Source organism: Ralstonia chuxiongensis, from assembly GCF_024158925.1.
GTDB lineage: Bacteria > Pseudomonadota > Gammaproteobacteria > Burkholderiales > Burkholderiaceae > Ralstonia > Ralstonia chuxiongensis.
Map to the genome: position 1 here is coordinate 547,723 of NZ_JAMYWC010000001.1, position 24,680 is coordinate 572,402.

The 24,680-nt window shown below is 65.6% G+C and carries 24 protein-coding genes; 14 read left to right on the forward strand and 10 right to left on the reverse strand.

Annotated elements, in window-relative coordinates:
- The first annotated feature begins 34 nt into the window (after nt 1-34).
- The 7 genes from NKG59_RS02300 (at nt 35) to NKG59_RS02330 (ending at nt 8,194) form a co-directional block, all read left to right on the forward strand.
- On the forward strand, nt 35-1,135 hold the full coding sequence (locus NKG59_RS02300) for an ABC transporter ATP-binding protein (RefSeq protein WP_253534831.1): 1,101 nt from the start codon (nt 35-37) through the stop codon (nt 1,133-1,135).
- Nucleotides 1,136-1,163: 28 nt separating this feature from the next.
- Nucleotides 1,164-2,579, forward strand: coding sequence for a D-arabinitol 4-dehydrogenase (dalD, locus tag NKG59_RS02305; RefSeq protein ID WP_253534833.1), 1,416 nt, complete (start codon nt 1,164-1,166; stop codon nt 2,577-2,579).
- 68 nt (nt 2,580-2,647) lie between these two features.
- Nucleotides 2,648-4,147 carry a xylulokinase gene (gene xylB, locus NKG59_RS02310; RefSeq protein WP_253534835.1) on the forward strand — a complete coding sequence of 500 codons (1,500 nt, stop codon included), beginning with the start codon at nt 2,648-2,650 and terminating at the stop codon, nt 4,145-4,147.
- Nucleotides 4,144-5,091, forward strand: a complete 948-nt coding sequence (locus NKG59_RS02315; protein ID WP_253534837.1) for a carbohydrate kinase family protein — start codon at nt 4,144-4,146, stop codon at nt 5,089-5,091. Before xylB ends, NKG59_RS02315 begins: the two co-directional genes overlap by 4 nt.
- 71 nt (nt 5,092-5,162) lie before the next feature.
- Nucleotides 5,163-5,495 carry a YnfA family protein gene (locus NKG59_RS02320; protein ID WP_253534840.1) on the forward strand — a complete coding sequence of 111 codons (333 nt, stop codon included), beginning with the start codon at nt 5,163-5,165 and terminating at the stop codon, nt 5,493-5,495.
- A gap of 142 nt (nt 5,496-5,637) precedes the next feature.
- Nucleotides 5,638-5,955 carry a hypothetical protein gene (locus tag NKG59_RS02325; RefSeq protein WP_253534842.1) on the forward strand — a complete coding sequence of 106 codons (318 nt, stop codon included), beginning with the start codon at nt 5,638-5,640 and terminating at the stop codon, nt 5,953-5,955.
- Between the two features lie 88 nt (nt 5,956-6,043).
- Nucleotides 6,044-8,194 (forward strand): ATP-dependent helicase, encoded by a 2,151-nt coding sequence (locus NKG59_RS02330; RefSeq protein WP_253534845.1) that lies wholly within the window; start codon nt 6,044-6,046, stop codon nt 8,192-8,194.
- Between the two features lie 25 nt (nt 8,195-8,219).
- Here the strand turns inward: NKG59_RS02330 and mdtD are convergent, their stop codons facing one another.
- The gene (gene mdtD, locus NKG59_RS02335) at nt 8,220-9,650 is read right to left on the reverse strand and encodes a multidrug transporter subunit MdtD (protein WP_253534847.1); all 1,431 of its coding nucleotides are present in this window, start codon (nt 9,648-9,650) and stop codon (nt 8,220-8,222) included.
- A gap of 179 nt (nt 9,651-9,829) precedes the next feature.
- Between mdtD and fumC the strand changes: the two genes are divergently transcribed.
- Both fumC and NKG59_RS02345 read left to right on the forward strand, forming a co-directional pair.
- The gene (fumC, locus tag NKG59_RS02340; protein WP_253534849.1) at nt 9,830-11,215 is read left to right on the forward strand and encodes a class II fumarate hydratase; all 1,386 of its coding nucleotides are present in this window, start codon (nt 9,830-9,832) and stop codon (nt 11,213-11,215) included.
- A gap of 95 nt (nt 11,216-11,310) precedes the next feature.
- Entirely contained in the window at nt 11,311-12,357 is a 1,047-nt protein-coding gene (locus NKG59_RS02345; RefSeq protein ID WP_253534851.1) for a sensor domain-containing diguanylate cyclase, read from the forward strand.
- Nucleotide 12,358: 1 nt separating this feature from the next.
- Here the strand turns inward: NKG59_RS02345 and speD are convergent, their stop codons facing one another.
- From speD to NKG59_RS02370, 5 genes are all read right to left on the reverse strand, one after another.
- Nucleotides 12,359-12,784 (reverse strand): adenosylmethionine decarboxylase, encoded by a 426-nt coding sequence (gene speD / locus NKG59_RS02350; protein WP_045201804.1) that lies wholly within the window; start codon nt 12,782-12,784, stop codon nt 12,359-12,361.
- Complete coding sequence (locus NKG59_RS02355) at nt 12,781-12,966, reverse strand: hypothetical protein (RefSeq protein WP_024978507.1); 186 nt, start codon at nt 12,964-12,966, stop codon at nt 12,781-12,783. The genes speD and NKG59_RS02355 overlap by 4 nt, the downstream gene beginning before the upstream one ends.
- Nucleotides 12,963-14,411: a DUF4178 domain-containing protein gene (locus NKG59_RS02360; RefSeq protein ID WP_045201805.1), complete on the reverse strand. Its 1,449-nt coding sequence runs from the start codon at nt 14,409-14,411 to the stop codon at nt 12,963-12,965. Before NKG59_RS02360 ends, NKG59_RS02355 begins: the two co-directional genes overlap by 4 nt.
- A gap of 88 nt (nt 14,412-14,499) precedes the next feature.
- Nucleotides 14,500-15,558, reverse strand: coding sequence for an SPFH domain-containing protein (locus tag NKG59_RS02365; protein WP_045201807.1), 1,059 nt, complete (start codon nt 15,556-15,558; stop codon nt 14,500-14,502).
- A gap of 49 nt (nt 15,559-15,607) precedes the next feature.
- Entirely contained in the window at nt 15,608-16,006 is a 399-nt protein-coding gene (locus tag NKG59_RS02370) for a DUF350 domain-containing protein (protein WP_420804011.1), read from the reverse strand.
- Nucleotides 16,007-16,183: 177 nt separating this feature from the next.
- On the opposite strand from NKG59_RS02370, the gene NKG59_RS02375 reads away from it, so the two are divergent.
- The gene (locus tag NKG59_RS02375) at nt 16,184-17,761 is read left to right on the forward strand and encodes a polyamine aminopropyltransferase (RefSeq protein ID WP_253534854.1); all 1,578 of its coding nucleotides are present in this window, start codon (nt 16,184-16,186) and stop codon (nt 17,759-17,761) included.
- Nucleotides 17,762-17,774: 13 nt separating this feature from the next.
- Nucleotides 17,775-19,397 carry an NAD(P)-binding protein gene (locus NKG59_RS02380; protein ID WP_253534856.1) on the forward strand — a complete coding sequence of 541 codons (1,623 nt, stop codon included), beginning with the start codon at nt 17,775-17,777 and terminating at the stop codon, nt 19,395-19,397.
- Between the two features lie 280 nt (nt 19,398-19,677).
- Here the strand turns inward: NKG59_RS02380 and NKG59_RS02385 are convergent, their stop codons facing one another.
- Nucleotides 19,678-20,394, reverse strand: coding sequence for a dienelactone hydrolase family protein (locus tag NKG59_RS02385; RefSeq protein ID WP_253534858.1), 717 nt, complete (start codon nt 20,392-20,394; stop codon nt 19,678-19,680).
- Between the two features lie 184 nt (nt 20,395-20,578).
- On the opposite strand from NKG59_RS02385, the gene NKG59_RS02390 reads away from it, so the two are divergent.
- The gene (locus NKG59_RS02390) at nt 20,579-20,941 is read left to right on the forward strand and encodes a DUF1304 domain-containing protein (protein WP_253534860.1); all 363 of its coding nucleotides are present in this window, start codon (nt 20,579-20,581) and stop codon (nt 20,939-20,941) included.
- A gap of 219 nt (nt 20,942-21,160) precedes the next feature.
- Nucleotides 21,161-21,640, forward strand: a complete 480-nt coding sequence (locus tag NKG59_RS02395) for a YbhB/YbcL family Raf kinase inhibitor-like protein (protein ID WP_253534862.1) — start codon at nt 21,161-21,163, stop codon at nt 21,638-21,640.
- Between the two features lie 33 nt (nt 21,641-21,673).
- Here NKG59_RS02395 and NKG59_RS02400 read toward each other — a convergent pair whose 3' ends face one another.
- The 3 genes from NKG59_RS02400 to NKG59_RS02410 form a co-directional block, all read right to left on the reverse strand.
- Nucleotides 21,674-22,195 carry a BON domain-containing protein gene (locus NKG59_RS02400; RefSeq protein ID WP_253535674.1) on the reverse strand — a complete coding sequence of 174 codons (522 nt, stop codon included), beginning with the start codon at nt 22,193-22,195 and terminating at the stop codon, nt 21,674-21,676.
- Between the two features lie 102 nt (nt 22,196-22,297).
- Complete coding sequence (locus NKG59_RS02405; RefSeq protein ID WP_253534864.1) at nt 22,298-23,188, reverse strand: NmrA family NAD(P)-binding protein; 891 nt, start codon at nt 23,186-23,188, stop codon at nt 22,298-22,300.
- A 95-nt stretch (nt 23,189-23,283) separates the two neighbouring features.
- The gene (locus NKG59_RS02410) at nt 23,284-24,183 is read right to left on the reverse strand and encodes a helix-turn-helix domain-containing protein (RefSeq protein WP_253534866.1); all 900 of its coding nucleotides are present in this window, start codon (nt 24,181-24,183) and stop codon (nt 23,284-23,286) included.
- A gap of 227 nt (nt 24,184-24,410) precedes the next feature.
- Between NKG59_RS02410 and NKG59_RS02415 the strand changes: the two genes are divergently transcribed.
- Entirely contained in the window at nt 24,411-24,674 is a 264-nt protein-coding gene (locus NKG59_RS02415; protein WP_253534868.1) for a cupin domain-containing protein, read from the forward strand.
- The last annotated feature ends 6 nt before the right edge of the window (nt 24,675-24,680 follow it).

Sequence of the window (24,680 nt, forward strand, 5' to 3'; positions counted from 1 at the left end):
TCCGCACACAGAACACGCCCAAGGAGACCTCGACATGGCCAGCCTGACCCTGCGTCACCTGCAAAAGCGCTACGAACAGAACACCGTCCTGCACGACATCAACCTGGATATTGCCGATGGCGAATTTGTCGTCTTCGTCGGGCCTTCTGGCTGTGGAAAATCGACATTGCTGCGCACGATTGCAGGTCTGGAAGGCATCGACGGCGGCGACCTGCTGATCGGCGATACGCGCGTGAACGATGTGGTACCCGCCAAGCGTGGCATTGCGATGGTGTTCCAGTCATACGCGCTGTATCCGCACATGAGCGTGTACGACAACATGGCCTTCGGTTTGAAACTCTCGGGCATGAAGCGCGAGGCCATCGACGCTGCCGTACGCCGCGCTGCCGAAGTCCTGCACATTGATGCGCTGCTCGATCGCAAGCCGCGCCAACTCTCCGGCGGTCAACGCCAGCGCGTGGCCATCGGCCGTGCCATCACCCGCGAACCGAAGGTCTTCCTGTTTGACGAGCCGCTCTCAAACCTGGATGCCGCATTGCGCGTGAAGATGCGCCTGGAGTTTGCCCGCCTGCACGACGCACTGAAGACCACCATGATCTACGTCACGCACGATCAGGTGGAAGCCATGACGCTGGCCGACAAGATCGTCGTGCTGCGTGACGGACGGATCGAACAGGTGGGCTCTCCGCAAACGCTGTATCACCACCCGGCCAGCCAGTTTGTGGCGGGCTTTATCGGCTCTCCCAAGATGAACTTCCTGCGTGGCACCGTCGCGCGTGCCGACACGTCGGGCGTGGCCGTGGCGCTCGCGGGCGGCCAACAGCGGGTGGCCGTATCGCCGGGTGAGCTGCGTGCGGGGGATGCCGTCACGCTCGGCATCCGGCCGGAGCATCTGCATCTCGACGCGGCGGGCACCCTGCGGGGCACCGTCACGCATATCGAGTCCCTGGGCGACGTGGCCTATCTGCATGCCGACTGCGAAGCCGCACCCGACGGCCTGGTGCTGCGCGTGCCGGAATCGACCCGGCTCGCGCACGGCAGCGCCATCACGTTGTCTGCCGACGCTGCGCACTGCCACCTGTTCGACGCCGAGGGCCATGCGCTGACGCGCCTGCAGGCGCAACTGGCCGCCTGAGGCTCATACTCCAACGTTGCACACGATCATGCCTTCCCCGACCTCCTCCACCTGGCTGCACCTGGGTGCCGGCTCCTTCCATCGCGCGCACCAGGCGTGGTATCTGCATCGCCTTCGCGAGACCGGCGACACGTCGTGGCGTTTGGCGCTGGCCAATATCCGCGACGATGCCGGCCCGCTGCTGCATGACCTTGCCGCTCAGCACGGCGCTTACACGCTGGAGACCGTCGACACCGCCGGGCATCGAGCGTACACGCGCATCCAATCCATCGATGCCGTCGTGCCGTGGGATGCCGAACTCGCGGCGCTGTGCGAGATCGGGGCGGCGCCCGATACGCGCGTGATCTCCTTTACCGTGACGGAAGGCGGCTACTACCTCGACCAGCAGCACCAGCTCGACACGACGCAGCCCGACATCGCCGCTGACCTGCGCGGCGGTGCCTGCACGCTATACGGCGCGCTGGCCCGTCTGCTGCACCTGCGCTTGCAGCGTGGCGGCGCGGCTCTCACGCTGCTCAATTGCGACAACCTGCGCCACAACGGAGAACGCTTTCGCAGCGGCCTGCGCCAATTCCTTTCGTTGCGCGGCAGGCCCGACGACAGCGGCCTCGTAGCATGGCTCGACGCACATGCCAGCACGCCCAACACGATGGTCGACCGCATCACACCACGCCCGACCGACGCGTTGCGCAATCGCGTGACCGCACAGACCGGCTGGCAAGACCGCTGCCCCGTGATGGCCGAAACCTTTGCGCAATGGGTGGTGGAAGACGATTTCCGTGCCGGGCGGCCCGCGCTCGAACGCGTGGGCGTCGAGTTCGTCCCTTCGGTGCTGCCGTACGAGGAAGCAAAGATCCGCGTGCTCAATGCCAGCCATAGCTGCATCGCCTGGGCCGGAACGCTGCTGGGGCTGCACACGATTGACGAAAGCGTTGCCGTGCCGTCCATCCAGCGCCTGGCGTGCGACTACGTGACCGACGATGTCATCCCGTGTCTCACTGCCAATCAGCCCAGCCCCATCGACCTGGCGGCCTACCGCGACACCGTGCTCGACCGGTTCGCCAATCCGCATATCGGCGACACCAACCAGCGCGTGGCAGCAGACGGCTTTTCGAAGATCCCCGGGTTCATCACGCCCACGCTGGCGGAGTCCTTTGCGCGCGGGCATGTGCCGCTTGCCACGGCGACGCTGCCGGCACTGTTCTTCGTATTTCTGGAGCGCTGGCATGCGGGCGCGCTGCCGTATGCCTATCAGGATGGCCAGTTCGATCCGGTTGCCGCGCACGCCATGCTCGCCGCAGACGACCCGGTTGCCGTGTACTGCCGGAACGCCGCACTGTGGGGCAATCTCGCGGGCACGGAAGCGCTCACCGGCCTTGTTCGCGACGCCATCGAGCGCGTGCGGGCGTGGCTGGCAGTCGAACAAGCCGCAACGGCCGGTTAGTTGCCAACCAACGTATCAGCGGATTCGCGCGACAATCCACGGTTCAAGCAACCGGACCCGGCGGCCCCATGTACCTCGGCATCGATCTCGGAACCTCGGAAGTCAAAGTGCTGCTGCTCGATGCAGCGGGCGCAATCGTCGGCACGGCGGGCGAGCCGCTCACCGTATCGCGACTGCATCCGGGCTGGGCCGAGCAGACGCCGGAAGATTGGTGGCAAGCCACGAGTGCCGCCGTCGGCAAACTGCGCAATGCGGCGCCGGAGGCCTTCGCGGCCATACGCGCGATCGGCCTGTCGGGCCAGATGCACGGTGCGGTGCTGCTCGACGCACGCGACCGTGTGCTGCGCCCCGCCATGCTCTGGAACGACACGCGCAGCACCGCCGAATGCCTTGAACTCACCCGTCGCGTGCCCGACCTGCACACCGTCGCCGGCAACCTGGCGATGCCCGGTTTTACCGCGCCGAAGCTGCTGTGGAGCGCACGCCATGAGCCCGATGTGTTCAACGCCATCGATTGCGTGCTGCTGCCCAAGGACTACCTGCGCCTTCGCCTGACGGGCGAGCGCGCATCCGACCCATCGGACGCGGGCGGCACGCTCTGGCTGGACGTGGCACGGCGCACCTGGTCCGACGAACTGCTCGCCGCGACGGGCTTGTCACGCCGCCAGATGCCGCGCCTGGTGGAAGGCAGCGCGCCCAGCGGCACGCTGCTGCCCGAGGTGGCCAATGCATGGGGCCTAGCGCATGACGTCATCGTTGCCGGCGGCGGTGGCGACGGCGCGGCCAGCGCTGTGGGCATCGGCGCGACACAGCCAGGCGATGGTTTCCTCTCACTGGGCACGTCGGGCGTGATCTTTGTGGTCAACGACCGTTTTCGCCCGAACCCTGCCCAAGCCGTGCACGCGTTCTGCCATGCGCTGCCGGGGCGTTGGCACCAGATGAGCGTGATGCTGTCTGCGGCAAGCTGCCTGCGCTGGTTCTGCCGACTGACGAGCGTGCCGGAAGCCACGCTGCTCCCTGAAATTGCCGCGCTGGCCGAATCTGAACGCCAGTCAGCGCCGTTCTTCCTGCCCTACCTTTGCGGTGAACGCACGCCGCACAACGACGCGTTTGCGCAAGGGCATTTCCACAACCTCACACACGCCAGCGACCGTGCCGCGCTCGGTTATGCCGTGATCGAGGGCGTCGCCTTCGGCATGGCGGATGGCCTGGACGCGTTGCGCGCAGCGGGCACGCAGGTTGCATCGCTGTCGTTTGTGGGCGGCGGCTCGCGCAGTCCGTTCTGGGCGCAGTTGCTGGCCGACACGCTCAACACCGAACTGACGACGCATGTCGGCAGCGAAGCCGGCGGCGCCCTCGGCGCTGCCCGCCTGGGCTGGATGGCCGACGGCGGCATCGAAGCGGCCGTCTGCGCCAAGCCACCCGTGCAAGCCACGTATCGGCCCGATGCCGCACGCCACGCGCGCCTGGCTGAACGGCTATCGACATTCCGTGCGCTGTATCGGCGTGCGTCGCCGCTGCCGCTTACACCTTCCGCTCAAACGACTGACCTGCCATTGCCAGCATGACCGACTTCTTGTCATTGCCCCGCCTCGTCGTCTTTGGTGAAGCGCTGACTGATTTTCTGCACCAGGGCAACGGCCAGTGGCTCGCCCGGCCGGGCGGCGCGTGCTGGAATGTGGCACGCGTGGCGGCGCGTCTGGGTGTGCCCACGGGCTACGCGGGCGCCATCAGCAACGACGTGTTCGGCGATGCGCTCTTCGCAGATTCCCAGGCGGCTGGCCTTGACCTGCGCTTTCTACAGCGCGTCGACCGCTCGCCGTTGCTGGCAATGGTCACGTCCACCCAGCCGCCGCACTATTTCTTCGTGGGCGATGACAGCGCCGATCTGCATTTCGATGCACACGCCCTGCCCGCCGGCTGGCAAACCGCCGTGGAGATCGCCCACTTCGGCTGCATCAGCCTCGCGCGCGAGCCGCTGGGCAGCCGCCTGGTGACACTGGCCGAGACGCTGGCCGCGCAAGGCACGCGCATCACCTTCGACCCGAACTGGCGCACGGCGATGGACGCACCGCACTACGCGCCGCTGCTGCTGCGCATGGCCGCCATCGCGTCTGTCATCAAGGTGTCCGATGAAGATCTGCGCCAGCTTTTCCCCAGTGATGCCGATCCACTGAACACGCTGCGCACCCTCGCGCCGCAGGCCGACATCCTGCTCACGCTCGGGGCCGATGGCATGGAATGGCTGGCAGCAGCGCACCGAGGGCAAGACGATGCCCGTGTCGCACAACCGGCCTTTGCCGTGCCGGTGGCGGACACCGTCGGCTGCGGCGATGCCGCCATGGGAAGCTGGCTGGCGAGCCTGCTGCAATCGCCCGATGCGCCCGTGCAAGCGCATCTGCGCCAAGCCGCTGCGGCGGCTGCCCTCACAGCTACGCGCGCCGGCGCCTATGCGGGCACGCAAGAGGAAGTCGATGCACTGCTGCAGGCGCACGCCGCCTCGCACGCCTGAGACCACGTGGCAGCGCGGCGCCGCATGCCACAATCTGCGCCGTCCGCGTTTTGATTGCTTCGGGGCCCGCTTTGGAACTGCTTCGCATTGCCTTGCTGTTTGCCGTCACCGCAGTGGCGGAAATCGTCGGTTGCTATCTGCCCTGGCTCGTGCTGCGTCAGGGCAAGCCGGTCTGGCTCTTACTGCCGGCGGCCGCCTCACTGGCGCTGTTCGCGTGGTTGCTGACGCTGCACCCGACCGCGGCCGGCCGCACCTATGCCGCATACGGCGGCATGTATATCGCGGTGGCGCTGGTGTGGCTGCGCCTGGTCGACGGCATGACGCTCACGCGCTGGGATATCGGCGGTGCGGCCATTGCGCTGACGGGCATGGCGGTGATCGCCCTGCAACCGCAGGCCAACTGATCGAATTGCGCAGATATTTAGGTTTTCCTGAGAGAAACGGAACCCTAAGCCACCGCCAGGATCGGAGGGAGGATCATGGCTGCGGCCATCGCGCAGCGCGCCGGTCACCTACTCACCCAACCGTTCTGTTCTGGAGGCCACGATGCCTGCCAACACCCTCAAACACCTTGTCGTGGCCGCGACGCTGATGTCGGCAGCAATGTCCGCTTCGGCCCTGACCACGTCGACCTTCACATTCACCGATCAGGACCTGCAAGGGATGCTCGCGCACAGCCAGCCTCCGCAGCAGATCCAGCCGGCCAAAGCCGCCGAACCGGCGTCTCCTGACAGACTACGCGTCGGGCTGAGCGATCCAAGCACGCAACTCGTGCTGCCCTGGTTCCTGGCGGATCTGGTGGAGGCCGTCAACCGGCGGGCCTCACCGCAGGACTTCGCGAAGACGCTGCGGGACGGGATCTGATCGGCCCTCCCATTCACCGCCCTCACTTTCCGAAAGCAGGCGTCACAGTGCTGTATATTCATACAGTTATTTTCTGTGACGCCCTGCCGTGCTTACCGCCTCCTCCACCCCTGACACCGCCAATGCCGCGGCCGGCCCCGGTTATCTAGCCCAACTGAACGACCAGCAGCGCCAGGCGGTCGAGTTCGGTATTTCCGGGGCGGATGCGGCGGAAACCGGCCCGCTCCTCGTGCTGGCCGGTGCCGGGTCCGGCAAGACGCACACGCTGGGCTGGCGCGTGGCGCATCTGGTGGCCAATGGGGCCGATCCGCAGCGCATCCTGCTGCTGACGTTTTCCCGCCGGGCAGCGAGCGAGCTGTCCAACCGCGCCGGCCACCTGCTGGCGCGTGCCATGCAAGGCGAGCGATCGAACAACGCCCTCAATTCGGCTGGCACTTCGTACAAAACCACCCTCCCCTGGGCCGGCACCTTCCACGGCATCGGCGCGCGCCTGCTGCGTGAATACGCCGAGCGCGTCGGCCTCGCCCCCGATTTCACCATCCATGACCGCAGCGACTCGGCCGATCTGCTCAACGTCGTGCGCCATGAGCTGAACCTGTCGACCAAGGAACGCCGCTTCCCGCTCAAGCAGACGTGCATCGCAATCTACTCGCGCGCCATCAACGCCGAGAGCCCGCTGAACGTCGTGCTCAAGCACCACTTCCCGTGGTGCGCGATGTGGGAAACGCAGCTGCGCACGCTGTTCGATGCGTATGTCGAAGCCAAGCAGGCGCAGCACGTGCTCGACTACGACGACCTGCTGCTCTACTGGCACGCGATGGTGTCTGACGCAGAACTGGCGGCCGAGATTGGCGCACGCTTCGACCACATCCTCGTCGACGAATACCAGGACACGAACCGGCTGCAATCGTCCATCCTGCGCGCGCTGCGTCCGGACGGCCGCGGCGTCACCGTGGTGGGCGACGACGCGCAATCGATCTACGCATTTCGCGCGGCGACGGTGCGCAACATCCTCGACTTTCCGCGCCACTTTTCGCGGCCGGCGCACACGGTGCTGCTGGAGCGCAATTACCGTTCGACGCAACCGATTCTGGATGCCTCCAACGGCGTGATGCGCTTCGCAACGGAGCGCTTTGCCAAGACGTTGTGGACGGACCGCGCATCGACGCATCGCCCGCGCTTGATTTCGGTGCGCGATGAAGCCGAGCAGGCGCGTTGTGTGGCCGAGCAGGTGCTGCATCAACGGGAAGGCGGGCTGACGCTGAAATCGCAGGCGGTGCTGTTTCGCACTGCGAGCCACAGCGCGCCGCTGGAGATCGAACTCACGCGCCGCAACATCCCGTTCGTGAAATACGGCGGCCTCAAGTTTCTGGAGGCCGCGCATGTGAAGGATGTGCTCTCGGTGCTGCGCTGGGCCGAGAACCCGCGCAACCGCATCGCCGGGTTTCGCGTGATCCAACTGCTGCCGGGTGCAGGCCCTGCCACGGCGGCACGCGTGCTCGACGCCATGGCGGAAGCGGCGGACCCGATTGCCGCGCTGCTCGCCCACGAACCACCGGCACGGCTGGCCGGCGACTGGTCTGCGCTGATGGCACTCATGCAAGCCCTGCGCACGCCCAAAGACAGCCTGGAATGGGCTGGTGAACTCGAAGCCGTAGGCGCCTGGTACTCGCCGCACATGGAACGTCTGCACGACGACGCGGCCGTGCGCCAGGGCGATCTGGACCAGCTCGCCCGCATGGCCGCCACGTACGCCACGCGTGAGCGCTTCCTGACGGAGATGACGCTCGACCCGCCCGAGCTGACCAGCGATGAATCAGGCGACCCATACCGCGATGAGGACTACCTGATCCTCTCAACGATCCATTCATCGAAAGGCCAGGAGTGGAAAGCGGTGTATGTGCTGAACGCCGTGGACGGCTGCATGCCGGCCGATCTGGGCGCCGGTTCGCATGAAGAGCTGGAAGAAGAACGCCGGCTGCTCTACGTTGCGATGACCCGTGCGCGCGAGCACCTGGACATCCTGGTGCCCCAGCGCTTCTACGTCACGCAGCAAACAGCCAATGGCGATCGGCACATCTACGCGTCGCGCACGCGATTCATTCCGCCTGCGCTGCTGCCGATGTTCGAAGCGTGTGCCTGGCCGGAACCGGAGCCCGGTGCGGACCCCGCGGCCGAAGCGCGTGCCGCCGCAAAGGTCGACCTGAGCCAGAAGATGCGCGGCTACTGGAAAAAGTAGCCAGCGCGGCAGCCAAAGCACGCAATCAATGCACTTCCATCTCGGGCCGCTTGACGACGTGCGTTGACTCGAAGCGCGAGAGCTGCGCGAAGATCCACGCGGCCGCACAAGTCATGACACCCACGCAGACAAACGTCTTGTGGAATGCAGCCAGCGTGTCGCGCCCTTCCGGCCCGGCGGTGAAATCGGTAAAGCCCGTGAGCAACGCGCCCGCTGCGGCCACGCCCAGACTCATTGACAGCATCATCACCATCGAGAGCATGCTGTTGCCCGCACTGGCCAGCGGGCCGCTCAGGTCTTTGAGCGTGAGCGTATTCATGGCCGTGAACTGCATCGAGTTGAAGGTGCCGAAGACCGCCAATTGCACGATGCGCAGCCACACCGGTACGTCGGGCGTCATCACGGCAAAGCTGGCCATCATCAGGCCAACCATGACCGTGTTGACAGAGAGCATGCGGCGATAGCCGTAGCGTTTGATGGCCCAGGTGCCCAACGGCTTGGCGGCCATGCCGGCAGCGGCCACCGGCACCATCATCAGCCCGGCCTGCAGCGGTGTGTACCCGAGGCTCACTTGCAGCAACAGCGGAATGAGGAACGGCATCCCGCCGCTGCCGATGCGCGCAAACAGGTTGCCCAGCACACCAATGGAAAAGCTCGGAATGCCGAACAGCGTGCGCGGAAACAGCGGCCCGGCCACGCGCCCCGCGTGCAGCCAGTACGCTGTGAGCGCGGCCAAACCGAAGACCAGCAGCACCAGCACCGTCGCGTGCTGGAAGCCCAGTTCCGACAGCCCATCGAGCGAGAACGACACCGCTGCCATGCCGAAGGCCAGCATCAGGTAGCCGGACCAGTCGAAACCGTTGTCATCTTCAGCGTGCACATCGGGCATCACCTTGAGCGTGACCAGGGCGCCGATCACACCCACGGGAATGTTGATGAGGAAGATCCAGTGCCACGACACGGCTTCCACCAGCCAGCCCCCCAGCGTCGGACCGATCAGCGGGCCGATCAGCCCCGGAATCGTGACGAAACTCATGGCGGGCAGAAACTGCTCCCGTGGCACCACGCGCAGCACCGTGAGCCGCCCCACGGGCATCAGCAGCGCGCCGCCCACACCTTGCACCACACGCGAGGCAATCAACATGTCCAGACTGCGGGATTCTGCACAGAACAAAGAACCGATGGTGAACAGGAAGATGGCGGCGAAGAACATCTTTCGCGTGCCGAAGCGATCGGCCAGCCAGCCTGACGCGGGCATCAGCATGGCGGTCGTCAACGTGTAGGCGATGATGACCGACTGCATCTTCAGCGGGCTTTCCGACAGGCTGCGCGCCATCGCCGGCAACGCGGTGTTGACGATGGTGGAATCGAGCGTCTGCATGAACAGACCCATGGCCACCAGCCAGAGCAGCGGTTTCAGGGATTTGTCGACGGAAGCGGAGGGCGTGGTGGGCATGGGGCGGGGGGCAGGAGCGGCACGGTGTGCGAGGCAGCCGTCATTGTGGCGCGCCTGGCGTGAGCCCGCAAACGCTGTACCCGGCTTGGCTGACGTATCCGCCCTACCGCCAACAAGGGCACTGGGCTCTGCCTATACTGGAGCGTTCATCCCAGTCACCTCGCGCCTTTCCTTCTGCTATGACCACCCGTACCGAACGCGACACTTTTGGCCCCATTGAAGTCCCTGCCGACCACCTGTGGGGCGCACAAACGCAACGCTCGCTGCAGAACTTCGACATTGCCGGCGACCGCATGCCGCGCGAGCTGATCGACGCGCTCGCCCGCATCAAACGTGCCAGCGCCGTCGTCAACCAGCGGCTCGGGCTGCTGTCCGCCGAAAAAACCAACGCCATTGTGGGTGCCGCCGATGAAGTCATCGCAGGCAAGCACCCGAATGAATTTCCGCTGGTGGTCTGGCAAACGGGCTCGGGCACGCAGACCAACATGAACATGAACGAGGTGCTCGCCAACCGCGCCAGCGAACTGCTCGGCGGCGAGCGTGGCGAAGCGCGCCTCGTGCATCCGAACGATGACGTGAACCGCAGCCAGTCGTCCAACGATGTGTTCCCCACGGCGATGCACGTGGCGGCTGTAACGGCCATCACGCGGCACTTGCTGCCCTCGCTGCGCACGCTGCGCGAGACGCTCGCCAAGAAAGCCGAGGACTTCAACGACATCATCAAGATCGGCCGAACGCATCTGCAGGACGCGACGCCGCTCACGCTGGGCCAGGAGTTCTCCGGCTACGTTGCGCAGTTGCAGCACAACGAAACGCACCTGAACGCCGCCCTGCCACACCTGTGCGAACTGGCGCTGGGCGGCACGGCCGTCGGCACAGGTTTGAACGCCCCCAGCGGCTACGCCGAACAGGTGGCCGCAGAATTGGCGCAACTGACCGGCTTGCCCTTCATCACCTCGCCGAACAAGTTCGAGACCATGGCGTCGGCCGATGGCCTCGTGCATGCACACGGCGCGCTGAAAACGCTGGCCGCCAGCCTCACCAAGATTGCCAACGATATCCGGTGGCTGGCCAGCGGCCCGCGCAGCGGCCTGGGCGAAATCTCCATCCCCGAGAACGAGCCGGGCTCGTCCATCATGCCGGGCAAGGTCAACCCCACGCAGAGCGAAGCCGTAACAATGCTGTGCGCGCAGGTCTTCGGCAACGACGTTGCAGTGAACGTGGGCGGTGCGTCGGGCAACTTCGAGCTGAACGTGTTCCGCCCGATGATCGCCTACAACTTCCTGCACAGCGTGCGCCTGCTGGCCGACGGCATGCGCAGCTTTAACGACCATTGCGCAGTGGGGATCGAACCGAACCACGACCGTATCGACGAGTTGGTGCAGCGATCCCTAATGCTGGTGACGGCGCTCAACCCGCATATCGGTTACGACAAATCGGCGCAGATCGCCAAGAAGGCGCACAAGGAAGGCACGAGCCTGCGCGAAGCCGCGCTGGCGTTGGGCTATGTCACGCCCGAGCAGTTTGATGCGTGGGTGCGGCCAGAGAACATGGTCGGCCGCTAACGTGATGTGCCACGGGCCCGCGGCTTGCTACGCGTGGGCTATCCCTCTCGCATTGCCCGTTTCAAGCGCGCCGGCCCGACCGGCGCCCCCTGCGCATGAAACCCGCCCCCATTCCGGATAACGAAGCAGAACGTCTGGCCTCCCTCCAGGACATGCTGTTGCTGTCCACGCCGGATGAGGAACTGTTCGATCGCGTCACGCGCACGACCAAACGGGTGTTTGACGCTCCCGTGGTGCTCGTGTCGCTCATCGACGCCCAGCGCCAGTGGTTCAAATCGTGCATCGGTCTGAGCGTGCGCGAGACCCCGCGCGACATCTCGTTCTGCGGACATGCCGTGGCCGAAGACCAGATGCTGGTCATTCCCGACACCATGGCCGACCCGCGCTTTGCCGATAACCCGCTCGTTACCGGCGCGCCCCACATCCGCTTCTATGCCGGGCGGCCCGTCAGGAACCTCGCGGGCTATGCCGTCGGCACGCTCTGCGTGATCGACCAGAAGCCGCGTACATTCGACCGCGCAGAGCGAGAGCTGCTCGACGACCTGGCCAGTTGGGTGGAATCGGGTTTTCGCGAGCGCGAACTGAGCGAAACGCAGCGCTCCATCCTGACCGAGCTGCAGGTCGCGCGCCACGAGAGCCTGACCGATCCGATGCTGAGCATCTGGAACCGGCGCGCTGCGATGGAACTGCTCACGCGCGAATGCGGCCACGCGATGCTGCATGGGCAGCCCCTTTCACTGCTGGTGGTTGACGTTGACCACTTCAAGCGCGTGAACGATACCTACGGCCACCCCGTGGGCGATACGGTATTGGTTGAGATCGCACGTGCGCTGCGGGTGAATTCGCGCCCCATCGACGCGGTAGGCCGCTACGGCGGCGAAGAATTCCTGGTGGTGCTGCCCGACACGAACAACCCCCAGGCCACCAGCATTGCGGAGCGCTTACGCAGCGCTGTGGAGTCCTTGGAGATTGGCACGCCCGAGGCCAACATCCGGTGCACGATCAGCCTGGGCCTGGCGAGCTGTGAGCCGGGGAAGAACCTGTGCACGCCCGCCGACCTCATCATGCGCGCCGATGCCGCGCTGCTGGCTGCCAAACGGCTGGGGCGCAATCGCGTGATATTCGACGGCCAGCCGGTGTAGGTCAGGCGGGCGACGGCTCGCCGCCGCGGCGGGCGACGCGAACGTCAACACGTTCGGGCGCCAACGCACGCTCGAACACTGCGCGCGCGGCATGCGTCGTGCCGGTGCCGCACATGAACGCATCGATGGCGGCAAACCCATGCTCGGGCCAGGTGTGAATGGAAAGATGCGATTCAGCAAGCAGCAACACGCCGGTCACGCCGCCTTGCTCGCCAGCGGACGACCCCGTGCGCACGGAATCGAAACGATGCAGATGTGCATGCAGGATGGTGGCGCCGAGCGCGTCGGCAGCATCGCGCAGTGCGGTTTCCAGTGCAGCGGCATCGCGCAGCAGCGCAGGCGCCACGCCGTACAGATCGAGCAGAAGATGCTCGCCCACGGCGGCGGATGCTTCATCCACTGAAAGCGCTGCGTCGGTGCGCGTCACTTGTGGCCCCCACTGAAACCGCCGCCATAACCGCTGCCGCCCGATGAGCCACCCCAGTAAGACGAGCCGCCCGTGCTGCTGCCGTACGACGGCGTGCGCGGCGCGGTAAAGCCGGCTTTCCAGTCCATATAGGTGGCGCCAATCACCACCGCCACGGCATAGAGAACGAACCAGTTCTTCATTCGCCGCCCCCGATCTTGGCAACCAGCCACGCGGGCACCAGCAACAGCAGTGCCGCGAAGAACGTGATACCGAACACCGAACCCGGCGCCATGAAGAACGGTACGAGGTTCAGCAGACCGAGCAGCACACAGGCCACCACCGCCACCGTCATGTAGTTCGTCGACGATGCCTTGGCAGGCTCCGCCACCACCTTACCGAACCACGCCTTGATCTGAGCGGCGCTCACCGGCGTGCTTTTGGACCACGTCAGCTCGTGCGCGTCGCTCTCCGCAGCCAGGCTTTCCTCGCCTGCGGTGTATTCGATAACGCGCATCTGGTCACCGGCCTGAACGCGCCAGTTGAAGGCGCCGGCGGCGTAGGTCACGCGCGAGGTGTAGTCCTCGTCGCGGGCGTAGACCTTGCCGTCGAGCACCGCGGTGCGGCCGTCCTTCTGGGTGGGCCAGCGATCGAGCACACTCGCGCGAAACCAGCCATCGTCGGTTTCGACCATCCAGCTGAAACCGCGCTTGGGCGTGTACAGCAGGTATTCGAACCATTCGCCGCCGCCATCGACCACTGCGCGGCGCATCACGCCGATCACCTGCCACTGCAGGCCGTCGATGAGCGCCTTGTCGCCCAGCTCCAGCGTGGTGGCCACCTGCGGCACCGAGCGTGCGCGCGCAATGATGTCGCCGCGCGGCGTGGCGGCATCGATGGCCGCACCGCAGCCGGGGCACAGCAGGTGGCCCGTCAGGCCGGGGCTGAACGGAATTGACGTGCCGCACTGCGGGCAGTCGAGATTCGTGAGCTTGCGCGGTACGCGGCCGGCGGTTTCCTTGATCTCGGCGTCGGTGCGCAGAAGCTGGCACTTGAGCACGTCGAGCGTGGTGGCCTCACCCACGTAGAGCGTGGGCGCCGTGCCGTCGGAGTAATCCAGCGTGATGAAAGCGTCTTCGCGGCGGCCGTCGGCCACGCGCGCATGCCAGCCCTCGCCCACGCGGAACGGCAATTCGCCCTGACCGCCTGTGCAATCGGCCTCGCGCACGTCGGACAGCGTGAATTGCGTGCCCTCGGCGTCGTAAAGCTGGCCGGGACGCAGCGCCTCGAATGCCACCGCATTGGCCGGTGTGCCGCGCGCGAACGTCATCGTGACTTGGCCGGACGCTTCTGCCAGCCAGCCATCGGTGCCGTCGTCGAACAGCACGTACCACTCGTTCCAGAAACCCGCGTCGTAGCGCAACTGGATGCGGCCAACGACGGTGAACGCCTTGTTCTTGTAGCGCCCAGTGGTGCCGATCTGCACGCGTGCGTAATCCTCGAGCACGGCAGACATCTTGCCGATGTCGGACAGCGTCTCGCCGTCGCGCAGCAGCGTGCTTTTGCAGAAGCTGCACACCGCCATGACGGCAGCCGCAGACTTCAGTTCCACCGGCGCGCCACACGCCGGGCAGTTGGCATGAAACATGGTCAGGTCGTTCGATTGCGCGAAAAATTGCGCAGAAAAACGGGCGGCTTGCGGTGCCGCCCGGTCATCCGATCAGCTGGGCCGAAGCTCAGCCTCCGGTCAGTGCCTTGAGCACGGCAGCCTTGCCGGCATCAAAGTCAGCTTGCGTGATGAGGCCCTTGTCGAGCAGTTCCTTGAGTTTGGCCAGGCGAGCGGTGGGGTCGTCCGCTGCTGGAGCCGCTGGGGCTGCAGGTGCCGCAGCCGCAGGTTGAGCCGCCGGCGCAGCCGCGCCACCTGCGTTGCCCTGCACCGCCGTGCGTAGGCTGTCGGCCATCGCCTGGCCCATCGCCAGCCCTGCCGCCAAACCCGCGCCCGTACCGGCGATGCCGCCCTCGTTGCGCGCGGCCAGCGGCAGCGATTCGGCCGTCTGGTATTGCGTGAAGCGCTGCATGTCGCCGGTCATGTCCATGCTGATGCGGCGGTCCAGCGCGGCCTGCAATTCGTCGGGCAGCGTGACGCTGGACACCTGGAAGCTGTCGAGCGCCAGGCCGTACTGCGTGAACTGCGGCAGCAACGCCTCGCGCACCTTGTTCGACATCAGCATCTGGTTGGCGGCCAGGTCCAGGAACGGCACGCCGGATTCGCCAAACGCGGTGGCCATCGCCCCCATGATGACGGGCCCCAGCTGCGCCTCGACTTCATCCACGGTGTAGATGTCGCGCGTGCCGCTCACCTGCTGGTAGAACAGCTTCGGATCGGCCACGTGGTAGGCATACACGCCAAAGGCGCGCAGGCGCACCATGCCGAAATCCTTGTCGCGCACCGTCACCGGCTGCGGCGTGCCCCAGCGGCGGCCAAGCTGCTGGCGCGTGCTGAAGAAGTAGACGTCGGACTTGAAGGGGGATTCGAACAGCTTGTCCCAGTTCTTCAGGTACGTGAGAACGGGCAGCGTCTGCGTGGTCAGCCTGAAGGTACCGGCACTGAACACGTCGGCGATCTGGCCTTCGTTGACGAACATCGCCATCTGCGAGTCGCGCACGACCAGGGTGCCGCCGTTCTGGATTTCCATGTCCTGCATCGGATAGCGCCAGGCAAGCACGCCGTCTTCGCTCTCCGTCCATTGCAGGATGTCGATGAACTGCTTCTTGATGAAACTGGACAGGCTCACAGCAAACTCCTTCGCGATGATTCGCGGGGCAGGAACAATCAGGACAAGGTCAGGACAGGCACGCCGCGTTGATCACACCCACGGCCAGCGCGCTCACGCCAAACAGCATACCGGCGGCGATACTGTTGTGCTCGATCTGCAGGCGGTAATCCGGCATCAGCCGCGTGAGCACCAGGAAGACGATCAGTTGCACCACCGACGCCATCACCGCCCAGAACAGAAAGGGCACCAGGCCATCGGCATGCGTGATGCTCGACGCAATGGTGAGCACGAAGCCGAGCAGCGCACCGGACAGCGACAGCGCTGCCGCAATATTGCCTTCGCGGATCAGCTTGAACTCGTCATACGGCGTCAGGCGCAGATAGACGAAAAAGAAGCCGGAGAACACCACGGCGCCCGCCAGCAGGTGCGAGGCGTAGGCGATCACGGGAGCGGTCATGTCGGGCATGGGAAGGCCGTGCAGTACATAGGTGGCGCCACTATAGCGGCTGATGCGCCGCTTGCGTACCCCCCGATGCGGCCATGCACCAGCCGGCTCGCAGGCAGGGAAAAAAGGCGGCACAATCGCGCTCGCCTTTGGCATCCGCCGTTTGTTAACGCACCTTCATTTTTCCACCTTCGCAGCATGTCGACGCCGCAGCCTGACGCCACATACGAACCCACGCAGCCTGCGGGCCGCAGCAATGCCTTGCTGGTCCTCGCCGTCTTCGTGGTCGCCTCATGCGGGCTCGCTTACGAATTGATTGCCGGGGCATTGGCTTCGTATCTGCTGGGTGATTCCATCCTGCAGTTCTCTTCCATCATCGGCGCCTATCTGTTTGCCATGGGCATCGGTTCGTGGCTCTCGCGCTACGTGGCCGATGACGCGCTGCTCGCCCGCTTTGTCGATCTGGAATTGCTGGTCGGGCTGTTCGGCGGCGTATCTGCAGCGGCGCTGTTTGCGTTGTTTGCGCTGGAATCGGCACCGTTCCGGCTGGTGCTGTATGCGCTGGTGACGGTGATCGGCGTATTGGTCGGCATGGAGATCCCGCTGGTGATGCGCATGCTGCATCGGCGGCAGGCAAAGTTCTCCGAACTCGTCAGCCGCGTGCTGACGTTCGATTACCTGGGCGCGCTGGCGGTGTCGCTGCTGTTTCCGCTGGTGCTGGCGCCGCGCCTGGGGCTGGTGCGCACCGGCTTCCTGTTCGGCCTGTTCAATACGGCGATTGCGGTCTGGACGCTCTGGCACTTCCGCGCCGAGCTGGCGCTCACGGCCCGCATGCGCACGGCGATGGCGTGGCGCGCAGGCGCAGTGGCAGCGGCATTGCTCGCGGGCTTTGGCGCATCGGACAAGCTCACGCACTGGTCTGAACGTGCGCTCTTTGGCGACGAGATCATCCATGCGATTTCCTCGCCGTATCAGCGGCTGGTGGTGACGCGCTGGAAAGACGACCTGCGCCTGTACATCAATGGCAACCTGCAGTTCTCCTCGCGCGACGAATACCGTTATCACGAGGCGCTGGTATTGCCTGCGCTGGAATCGGTGCGCGGTGCACGCCGCGTGCTGGTGCTGGGCGGCGGCGACGGCCTCGCGCTGCGGCAGATCCTGAAGTACCCGCAGATCGAGCACGTCACGCTGGTTGACCTGGACCCGCGCATGACGAACCTGTTCTCGCACGCGGAAGCGCTGGTCGCGCTCAACGAACACTCGTTCAGCGACCCACGCGTGACGGTGGTCAACGCCGATGCGGCGCAATGGATGCAGACCGCCACCGACATGTTCGACGTGGCCATTGTGGATTTTCCCGACCCGTCGAACTTCAGCATCGGCAAGCTGTATTCGGTGCCGTTCTATCGGCTGCTGTCGCGCCATGTGGCGGATACGGGCTTGGTCGTCATTCAAGCCACGTCTCCGTATTTCGCGCCGCGTTCGTACTGGTGTGTGGATGCGACGTTGAAGGAAGCCGGCTACCGTACATGGCCATATCACGCGCTGGTGCCGTCCTTTGGCGAATGGGGCTTCATCCTGGCCGCACCGGGCCGCGCGGACTTCAAGCCGCCCACGTCATACCGTGTGCCGACACGCTTCCTTGATGCCGATACCACGCACCAGATGTTCAGCTTTGCGCCCGACATGCCGCGCCCGCAGGTGGAGCCGAACCGGCTGAACAACCAATCGCTGGTGCGGTATTTCGAAGAAGACTGGCACGGCGTGCTGCGCTGATGACCGGCACATCATGAACAGCAGACGCAGCTTTCTGGTAGGCGCAGCAGCGGCTGGCGTGGCCGCAGCGGGCGCCGCTTCGTGGGCGGGCTTTCGGGCCTTTACGGAAATCACGCCCAACGTGCGCATGCCGGGTCAGGCTGCGGGCCACCAATTGCGCGACTTGCGCGCGTTGCCCGCGCCGTCGGAAACGCGCCGCGTCGGCGTGGCCATCTGCGGCAGCGGCATCGGCGGATTGAGCTGCGCGTGGCGACTGGCAAAGAGCGGCCGACGCGACGTGGTGGTCGTGGAAGGCCCCGAGCGCTATGGCAATGCCGCGGGCGGCGCCTTCGGTGCGCAGCGCTTCCCCACCGGTGCGCATTACCTGCCGCTGCCGTCGATGGAATCGACGCACGTGCGCGAGATGCTGGCCGACTTTGGCGTGATCGAGCGTAACCCATTTGCGCTGCGGCCGACGTACGACGAACGCGTGCTCGTGCATGCCCCCGATGAACGCCTGTGGCTCGGCAATCGCTGGCAAGACGGCTTCGTGCCGCATGAGGGCATTACGCCCGACGAGCGCGCCGAGCACACCCGCTTCTTCGCCCAGATCGACAGCCTGCGCCAAACCAAGGGCGCCGACGGCCGCCGCATCTTTGCCGTGCCGACAGCGCTCTCGTCCGCAGACCCGGCATGGCGTGCGCTCGATGCGCTCACCTTCCGCGACTGGCTGCACCGCGAGGGCTACCACGCCGCCACGCTGCACTGGTATGCCGATTATTGCTGCCGCGACGACTACGGCGCCACGGCAGATCATGTTTCCGCCTGGGCCGGCATTGCGTACTTCGCCAGCCGCGGCGGCATGGCGAGCAACGCCGAGCAAGGCACCGTGCTCACGTGGCCGGAAGGGCTGGACTGGATGGCCGAGCGGCTGTTCAACGCCGCCCGATTGAACGAGCCAGGCCGCTTGCTACCTGGCAGCGCCGCGCGCATCTGCATGACGAACGAGGCCGGCGCACGCGTCTTCGCCGATGTGCTGCAGGCAGACGGCCGCGTTGTGCGCCTGCTGGCCGATCACGTGGTCAGCGCGATGCCGCTGCACGTTGCCAAACACATCGTCGACGGCTTTGATGTGCCCGCCGCCGAGTTGCCCGAAGCCGCGCCATGGCTGCTCGCCAACCTGCTCATCGATGGCTTTCCGCCTGAACACGACGACACGCCGCTGGCGTGGGACAACGTGGTCTATCGCGGCACGGGCCTGGGCTACGTGGTGGCCAATCACCAGGACATTCGCGTCGGCCCGCCCGCGCAGAGCGTGTTTACGGCCTACGTGGCGCTGTCGGACATGACGCCGAAGACCGCGCGTGAATGGCTGCTGAAGGCATCGCCGCAAGCGCTGCTCGATCGCGCGCTGGCCGATCTCGATACGGTGTACGGCATTCGCCTGCGCACACAGATCCGCCGCGCAGACCTGACGCTGCGCGGCCACGCGATGGCGATTCCCTCGCCGGGCTTTCTCTCGCGGCCAAACATTGCGCGCCTGCGTGAGAGCGCCGGGCCGATCCACTACGCGCATGCGGACCTGTCCGGCTACTCCGTGTTTGAAGAAGCCGCGTGGTGGGGGGATCGGGCGGCGCGGCGCATTCTGGGCGGCTGATTGCGGCGTGTCGCCAGCTTCTAAGGCAGCCGCTCGATCGTGGTCATCAGTTGCGGCAAGAGCGCAGACTAGCCGCTGCTAAACGGGGGTGGCGGGCCAGACGACAGGGTTAGCAGACCGGCCCGTAGCACGCCGGCGACCAAAGGTCCCCTATCCGGCCCGCCGTGATACGTGGGCGAACAAAAGCGTAATGTAACGGCGGCAAGAGCGCAGTCCCCACGCGAAATTGCAGCATTTCGTGATCGCGCCTTACCGCCAGACCCACATTCCCTCTACGCGCTTACCCCTGACGCGGCCAGAGCGTTCGGCCAAAGAACGTCAGCGCGCGGTCCCACGCATGTTCGGCCCACACCGGGTCGTACTGCGTGATGGCGATGCGGTTTTCGCCCACGGCCGTTTCATTGGCGAAAGCGTGATGCGCGAGATAGCGGTGGAAGTCGACATCGACACCGGCATCGACGAGCTTCTTTTCCAGCGCATCGACGCCCTCGATCTTGAAGGCGTTGTCCTGCGTGCCCCAGTGGCCCTGCACCGGCACCTTGATCTTCGAGGCGTCGATGTATTCCAGCGGAGGATAGCCGTACCACATCACGCCGGCATCCGCTTCCGGCACATTGCTCAGCGTCAGAAGCGTCAGCGCGCCGCCCATGCAGTAGCCCGTCACGCCCACGCGGGCGCAGGTCTGCTTGAGGTATTGCACCGCACCGCGCACGTCCTGCGTAGCTGCGTCGCCAAAATTCAGGTTGGTCATCAGGTGGTGGGCTTCCTCTTCTTCTACCGTCATCTTGCCGCGGTAGAGATCGGGCACCAGGGCCACGTAGCCCGCGCGTGCGAGGCGGTCTGCCACGCCACGAATCTGGTCGTTCAGCCCCCACCACTCCTGGATGACGACGATGCCCGGGGCGCCTTCCGCCTTGGCGGGCTTGGCCAGATAGCCCTGGACGTCCTGCCCGTCTGGGCGCTTGAACGAGATCATGGATCCTTGCGATGCAGTCATGCGATGGCTCCTCTGCCTGGAACGAAAACGCACAGGATAGTCCTGCCAGATGAAATTTGCAGGCGGCGCATCAGCGGGAATGGGCTGCGTGCGCCGCCGCCCTGCCGATACCCCTCCATCAGGGTGCCGATACGCGGCACAAAGTCTCTATCATGGCGGCACGTTCACATCCGGATTGCCTCCCATGATCAAAACCCTCGGCCTCATCGCCTACCTGCTCGTATTGCTGATCCACGTCTATATCGTTGTGCTCGAAATGGTGCTCTGGAAGACGCGCGGGCCCAAGGTCTTCGGCATGACGCCCGAGAAAGCTGCCGAGACTGCAGCCATGGCGTCCAACCAGGGCCTGTACAACGGTTTTCTGGTGGCTGCGCTGGTGATTGGGCTGGTGGCGCCAGACCCGACCGTCAACGCGTCGTTCGCGCTGTTCGGGCTGATCTGCGTGGCGGTGGCCGGCATCTGGGGCACCATCACCGTCAACAAGCGGATTCTTTTCGTGCAGACGGTGCCGGCTGTGGCGGCGTTGGTGCTGGGGTGGTTCGCCTGAAGGCAGTGGGCGCTGAGGCGACGGCGGCAATGCTTGTCTGCCCCGCCGCCGCGCACTAGCTTGGAAGGAGTCAGGAGCGCGTTAGACGATGCGCTCTCGCCAACCAGGACCTCACACATGCCGCCTGCAGACCGCCGGACGCTCCGAATGCTGGGCCGGGCGCTGCTGCTGGCAACCCTGGTGTGGGGCTCTCCCGTCTCCGCTCAAGTGAGGAACGCCATGACGCTCACCTTGACCTCTCCGGCCTTTGCCGCCGGCGGCGAAATCCCCAGCCGCCTCACATGTGAAGGTGCGGATACATCGCCGCCGCTTGCGTGGACCGGCGCTCCGGCCGGCACACGCAGCCTGGCACTCATCGTCGATGACCCCGACGCCCCCGACCCCGCAGCACCAAAGATGACGTGGGTCCACTGGGTGCTCTACAACATCCCGCCCGCCACGACTTCGCTGGCGGAAGACGCGTCGCGCAAGGGGCTGCCTCCCGGCGCACGCCCCGGCAACAACGACTGGAAGCGCACCGCATACGGCGGCCCCTGCCCGCCCGTCGGGCGCCATCGCTACTACCACAAGCTCTACGCGCTGAACGTCGAACTGCCGGAGCTTGGCGCGCCTACCAAGGCCGAGTTGGAGCGAGCCATGCGTGGCCATGTGCTGGCTGAAGCCGAACTTGTCGGCACCTATCAGAAGCACGACCACTGAGCCGATTCGTCAGAAGTTGAGGCAGGCTTCCTCTCAAGGCTTGGCAACCGCGCCCTTGTGGAACAACGCATACGGCACGCCCCGCTCCGGGTGTGCCGTTGTTTCGTTGATGAAGCGTTCGACATCGGGCACGTCATGCAGGGCGGTCATGAACGGCGCCAGCGCATAACCCGGCGCCACGCAGCCCTGCACCAGCATCCACCGCTCCCATATCGTCACCCACAGCGTGGTGTTCTGCTTCCATCCCGGCACATGGATGGACATCCATTGCAGGCGCCGCTTCGCAGTCTCGGCAATCTCATCGTCGTAGGCGAAGGAGTTGAATTGGCGGCAGCGCCCTTCCAGCCAACAATGGTTGCCGTGCTCGATTCGGTGGTGGGAATCACGCTTCCATTCCGCCTCGGTGATGCGCGGGCCGGCCGGCTCGGGGCAGTTGGCTACGCCTGACGAAATCTGGAAGAACGGGTCGTGACCGCGGTTCTGCAGGTCGTCTTCAGCGTGGGTGGCCGGCGCAGCAAGCAGCAGCGCCACGGCAAGGCTGCGTGCGGAAATCATCACGGTGGCCTCCTCGCCCGCACGGGGCTTCGGCTTGAGCAATGCTGCGAAGCATAGGCGCAAAGCGGCGGACCATCCAGACGCCCCGGACGACTCCCCAAACTATCTCGACTGCACGTGCGCCGCGAGCATCGAGGCAAACACATCGTGCAGCTCGGTCTTACCGAAACGCTGCTCCGACACGCCCTTCTCCACGTCGATCTGCCCGGCGTTGACCGCGTCGTAGAGTTCGGTGATGAGCTGCATGTGATTCGCGCTCAGACCGGCGCGTTGCAGCATCGGCGCCCAAGCGGTGCGCGGCACGGCGTCGGCAACAATCTCGCGGCCGATAACGGCGCTGAATGCGCGTGCCACGTCGACCAAGCTCACGCGACGCGGGCCCTCCACGCTGACGATGCGCAGCGTTTTGACCGGTGGCGCCTCCAGCAACAATTCGGCGGCCAGCGCACCAACGTCTTGCGTGGCGACCGTCGCAAACGCGCGGTCCAGCGGCTGGTGCAGGCTCGGCAACCGTCCTGTCGCCAGCATGACAGGCAGCATCGCCGCCCAGTTCTGCGCGTGCTCGGCTGAACGCAGCAACGTCAGGTGCGTCGCCAGCGGCTTGAGTCGCGCTTCCAGCAAATGAAACAGCCGCGTCAGGCCGGTGCCCCGGTCCAGTTCTGCGCCGTAATCGGACAAGGCCAGGACGGCCGAGGGCGGGTTGGCGCGCAGCGCATCAGCCGCCACGTCGATCATGCGCTCCATGGTCGACGCTGGATCCGCATCGCGCACCGGCACCGGACACAGAATCTGCACGGCCGTGGCGCCCTTGATGGCCGATGCGACCGAGGCCGGATCTGTCAGCTCGGCAATCGCAATGTCGCAGCCGAGCTTGGCCAGCGCTTCGCCTTGCCGCGCATGGCGCACCACCGCGCGCACTGGCCTACCCGCGTTGCGTAGTGCCGTGGCGGTGGTGCGGCCAACTTTGCCCGACGCCCCAAAGATGACAAACATGTTCGCGCTCCTCTCAAGTGGGAGGCCCGAGCTTAGAGCGGCCTTGCAAACCCGACTTGCAGGAAAGGAGGAATCCGGCAGATTCGGAGGATTGGCTACCCGGCCAGCATGTCCGGAGAAGCGGCCGCAGCCTTGCCCGCGCGCGCGATGTCACGCGGGCCCACACCAAGCAGCCGTTGCATCCACTGCGTCATGTGGCTCTGGTGTGCGAAGCCGACCTCGAGCGCGACCTGCGACGCGCTGCAGCGGCCTTCCAACAGCAGCGCTTTCGCGCGTTCCACGCGGCGCTGCACGACATAGCGGTGCACCGGCACGCCCAGCGTTGCACGAAACAGCACGTTGAAATGCGGCACGCTCAAGCCGGCCTGCGCCGCCAGTTCGGCCAGCGTCAGGCGCTGGTGCAGATGGGCTTCGATGTAGTCGATCGCGCGTGCAGCCACACGGGGCGCCAGCGTGCGAGCGCTGTTGGCCGCCCCGGCAGCCACATCCCGACTGCTGTTGAGCAGACGGACCACCAATGCCGTGCACAGGCTTTCCGCATACAACGCATCGGAGGTGTCTTCCGCCTCCAGTTCGGCCCCCAGCGCAGCGGCAAGATGGTGCACGCGCGCGTCGCGCCATTGCAGACGCGGCGTCATGTCTGCCGGTGCGCCCACCTGTTCGCCGATGCTGCGTACAAACGTATCGGTGATAGCGATGCGCAGAATCCGGCAGTCGGCATCGTCCGTCCACATGCCAGGCAGGCCGGCGGGAATCACGTTCGCATCGCCGTGCGCCTGGATGCCCGAATAACGGCGGCCATCGCATACGCAGTTCGTCCGCACGGGTGCGCCGACATGCACGGTGACGCGGTGCTGCGCCATGGCGGGCACCCGGTACGTGCCGGGGCGGATGCCGAGCAGGGTGGCGGCAAAGCCGTCCCAGCCGCGGCCCTCGCTGGAGCGCAGGCTGACTGGAGCGGGTTCAAGCAAGGCGGCGGGCGTGATGGCGTTCATGGCAGGGGCGGAGGTTCGGTGGCGCCTCGACATTCTGCGCCCATACGGCGCCCTATCGTTGCCATAACAAAGATCAACTCGATTTCAGATATCGATAGCCAGATACTTGCGAACGTTGTATTTGGCTTTCCCGCAGCCGAATTGCCGACGGCCTCCGGGCCGTCTTTTTATTTCGGTGCCCTGCGCTTATGGTGAAACGGTGGCACCCATGACACGGAGACACGTCAATGGACCGTGACGCATTCGTCAGCGCGCTAAGAGCGGAGGGCTTTACAGAGTTTGTCGTCGTTACGCGAGACGCAGGCGAGCTGGACACGCACACGCACCCGTTCGAGGCGAAAGCGCTCATCCTGGAAGGAGAAATCCATATCCGCACAGACGGCGCCGAGCGCGTCTACCGGCCCGGCGACACATTCCATCTGGCAGCCAACGCACCGCACACCGAGCGCTACGGCGCGCAGGGTGTGCAGTACCTGGTGGCGCGGCGCTAGGCCCGC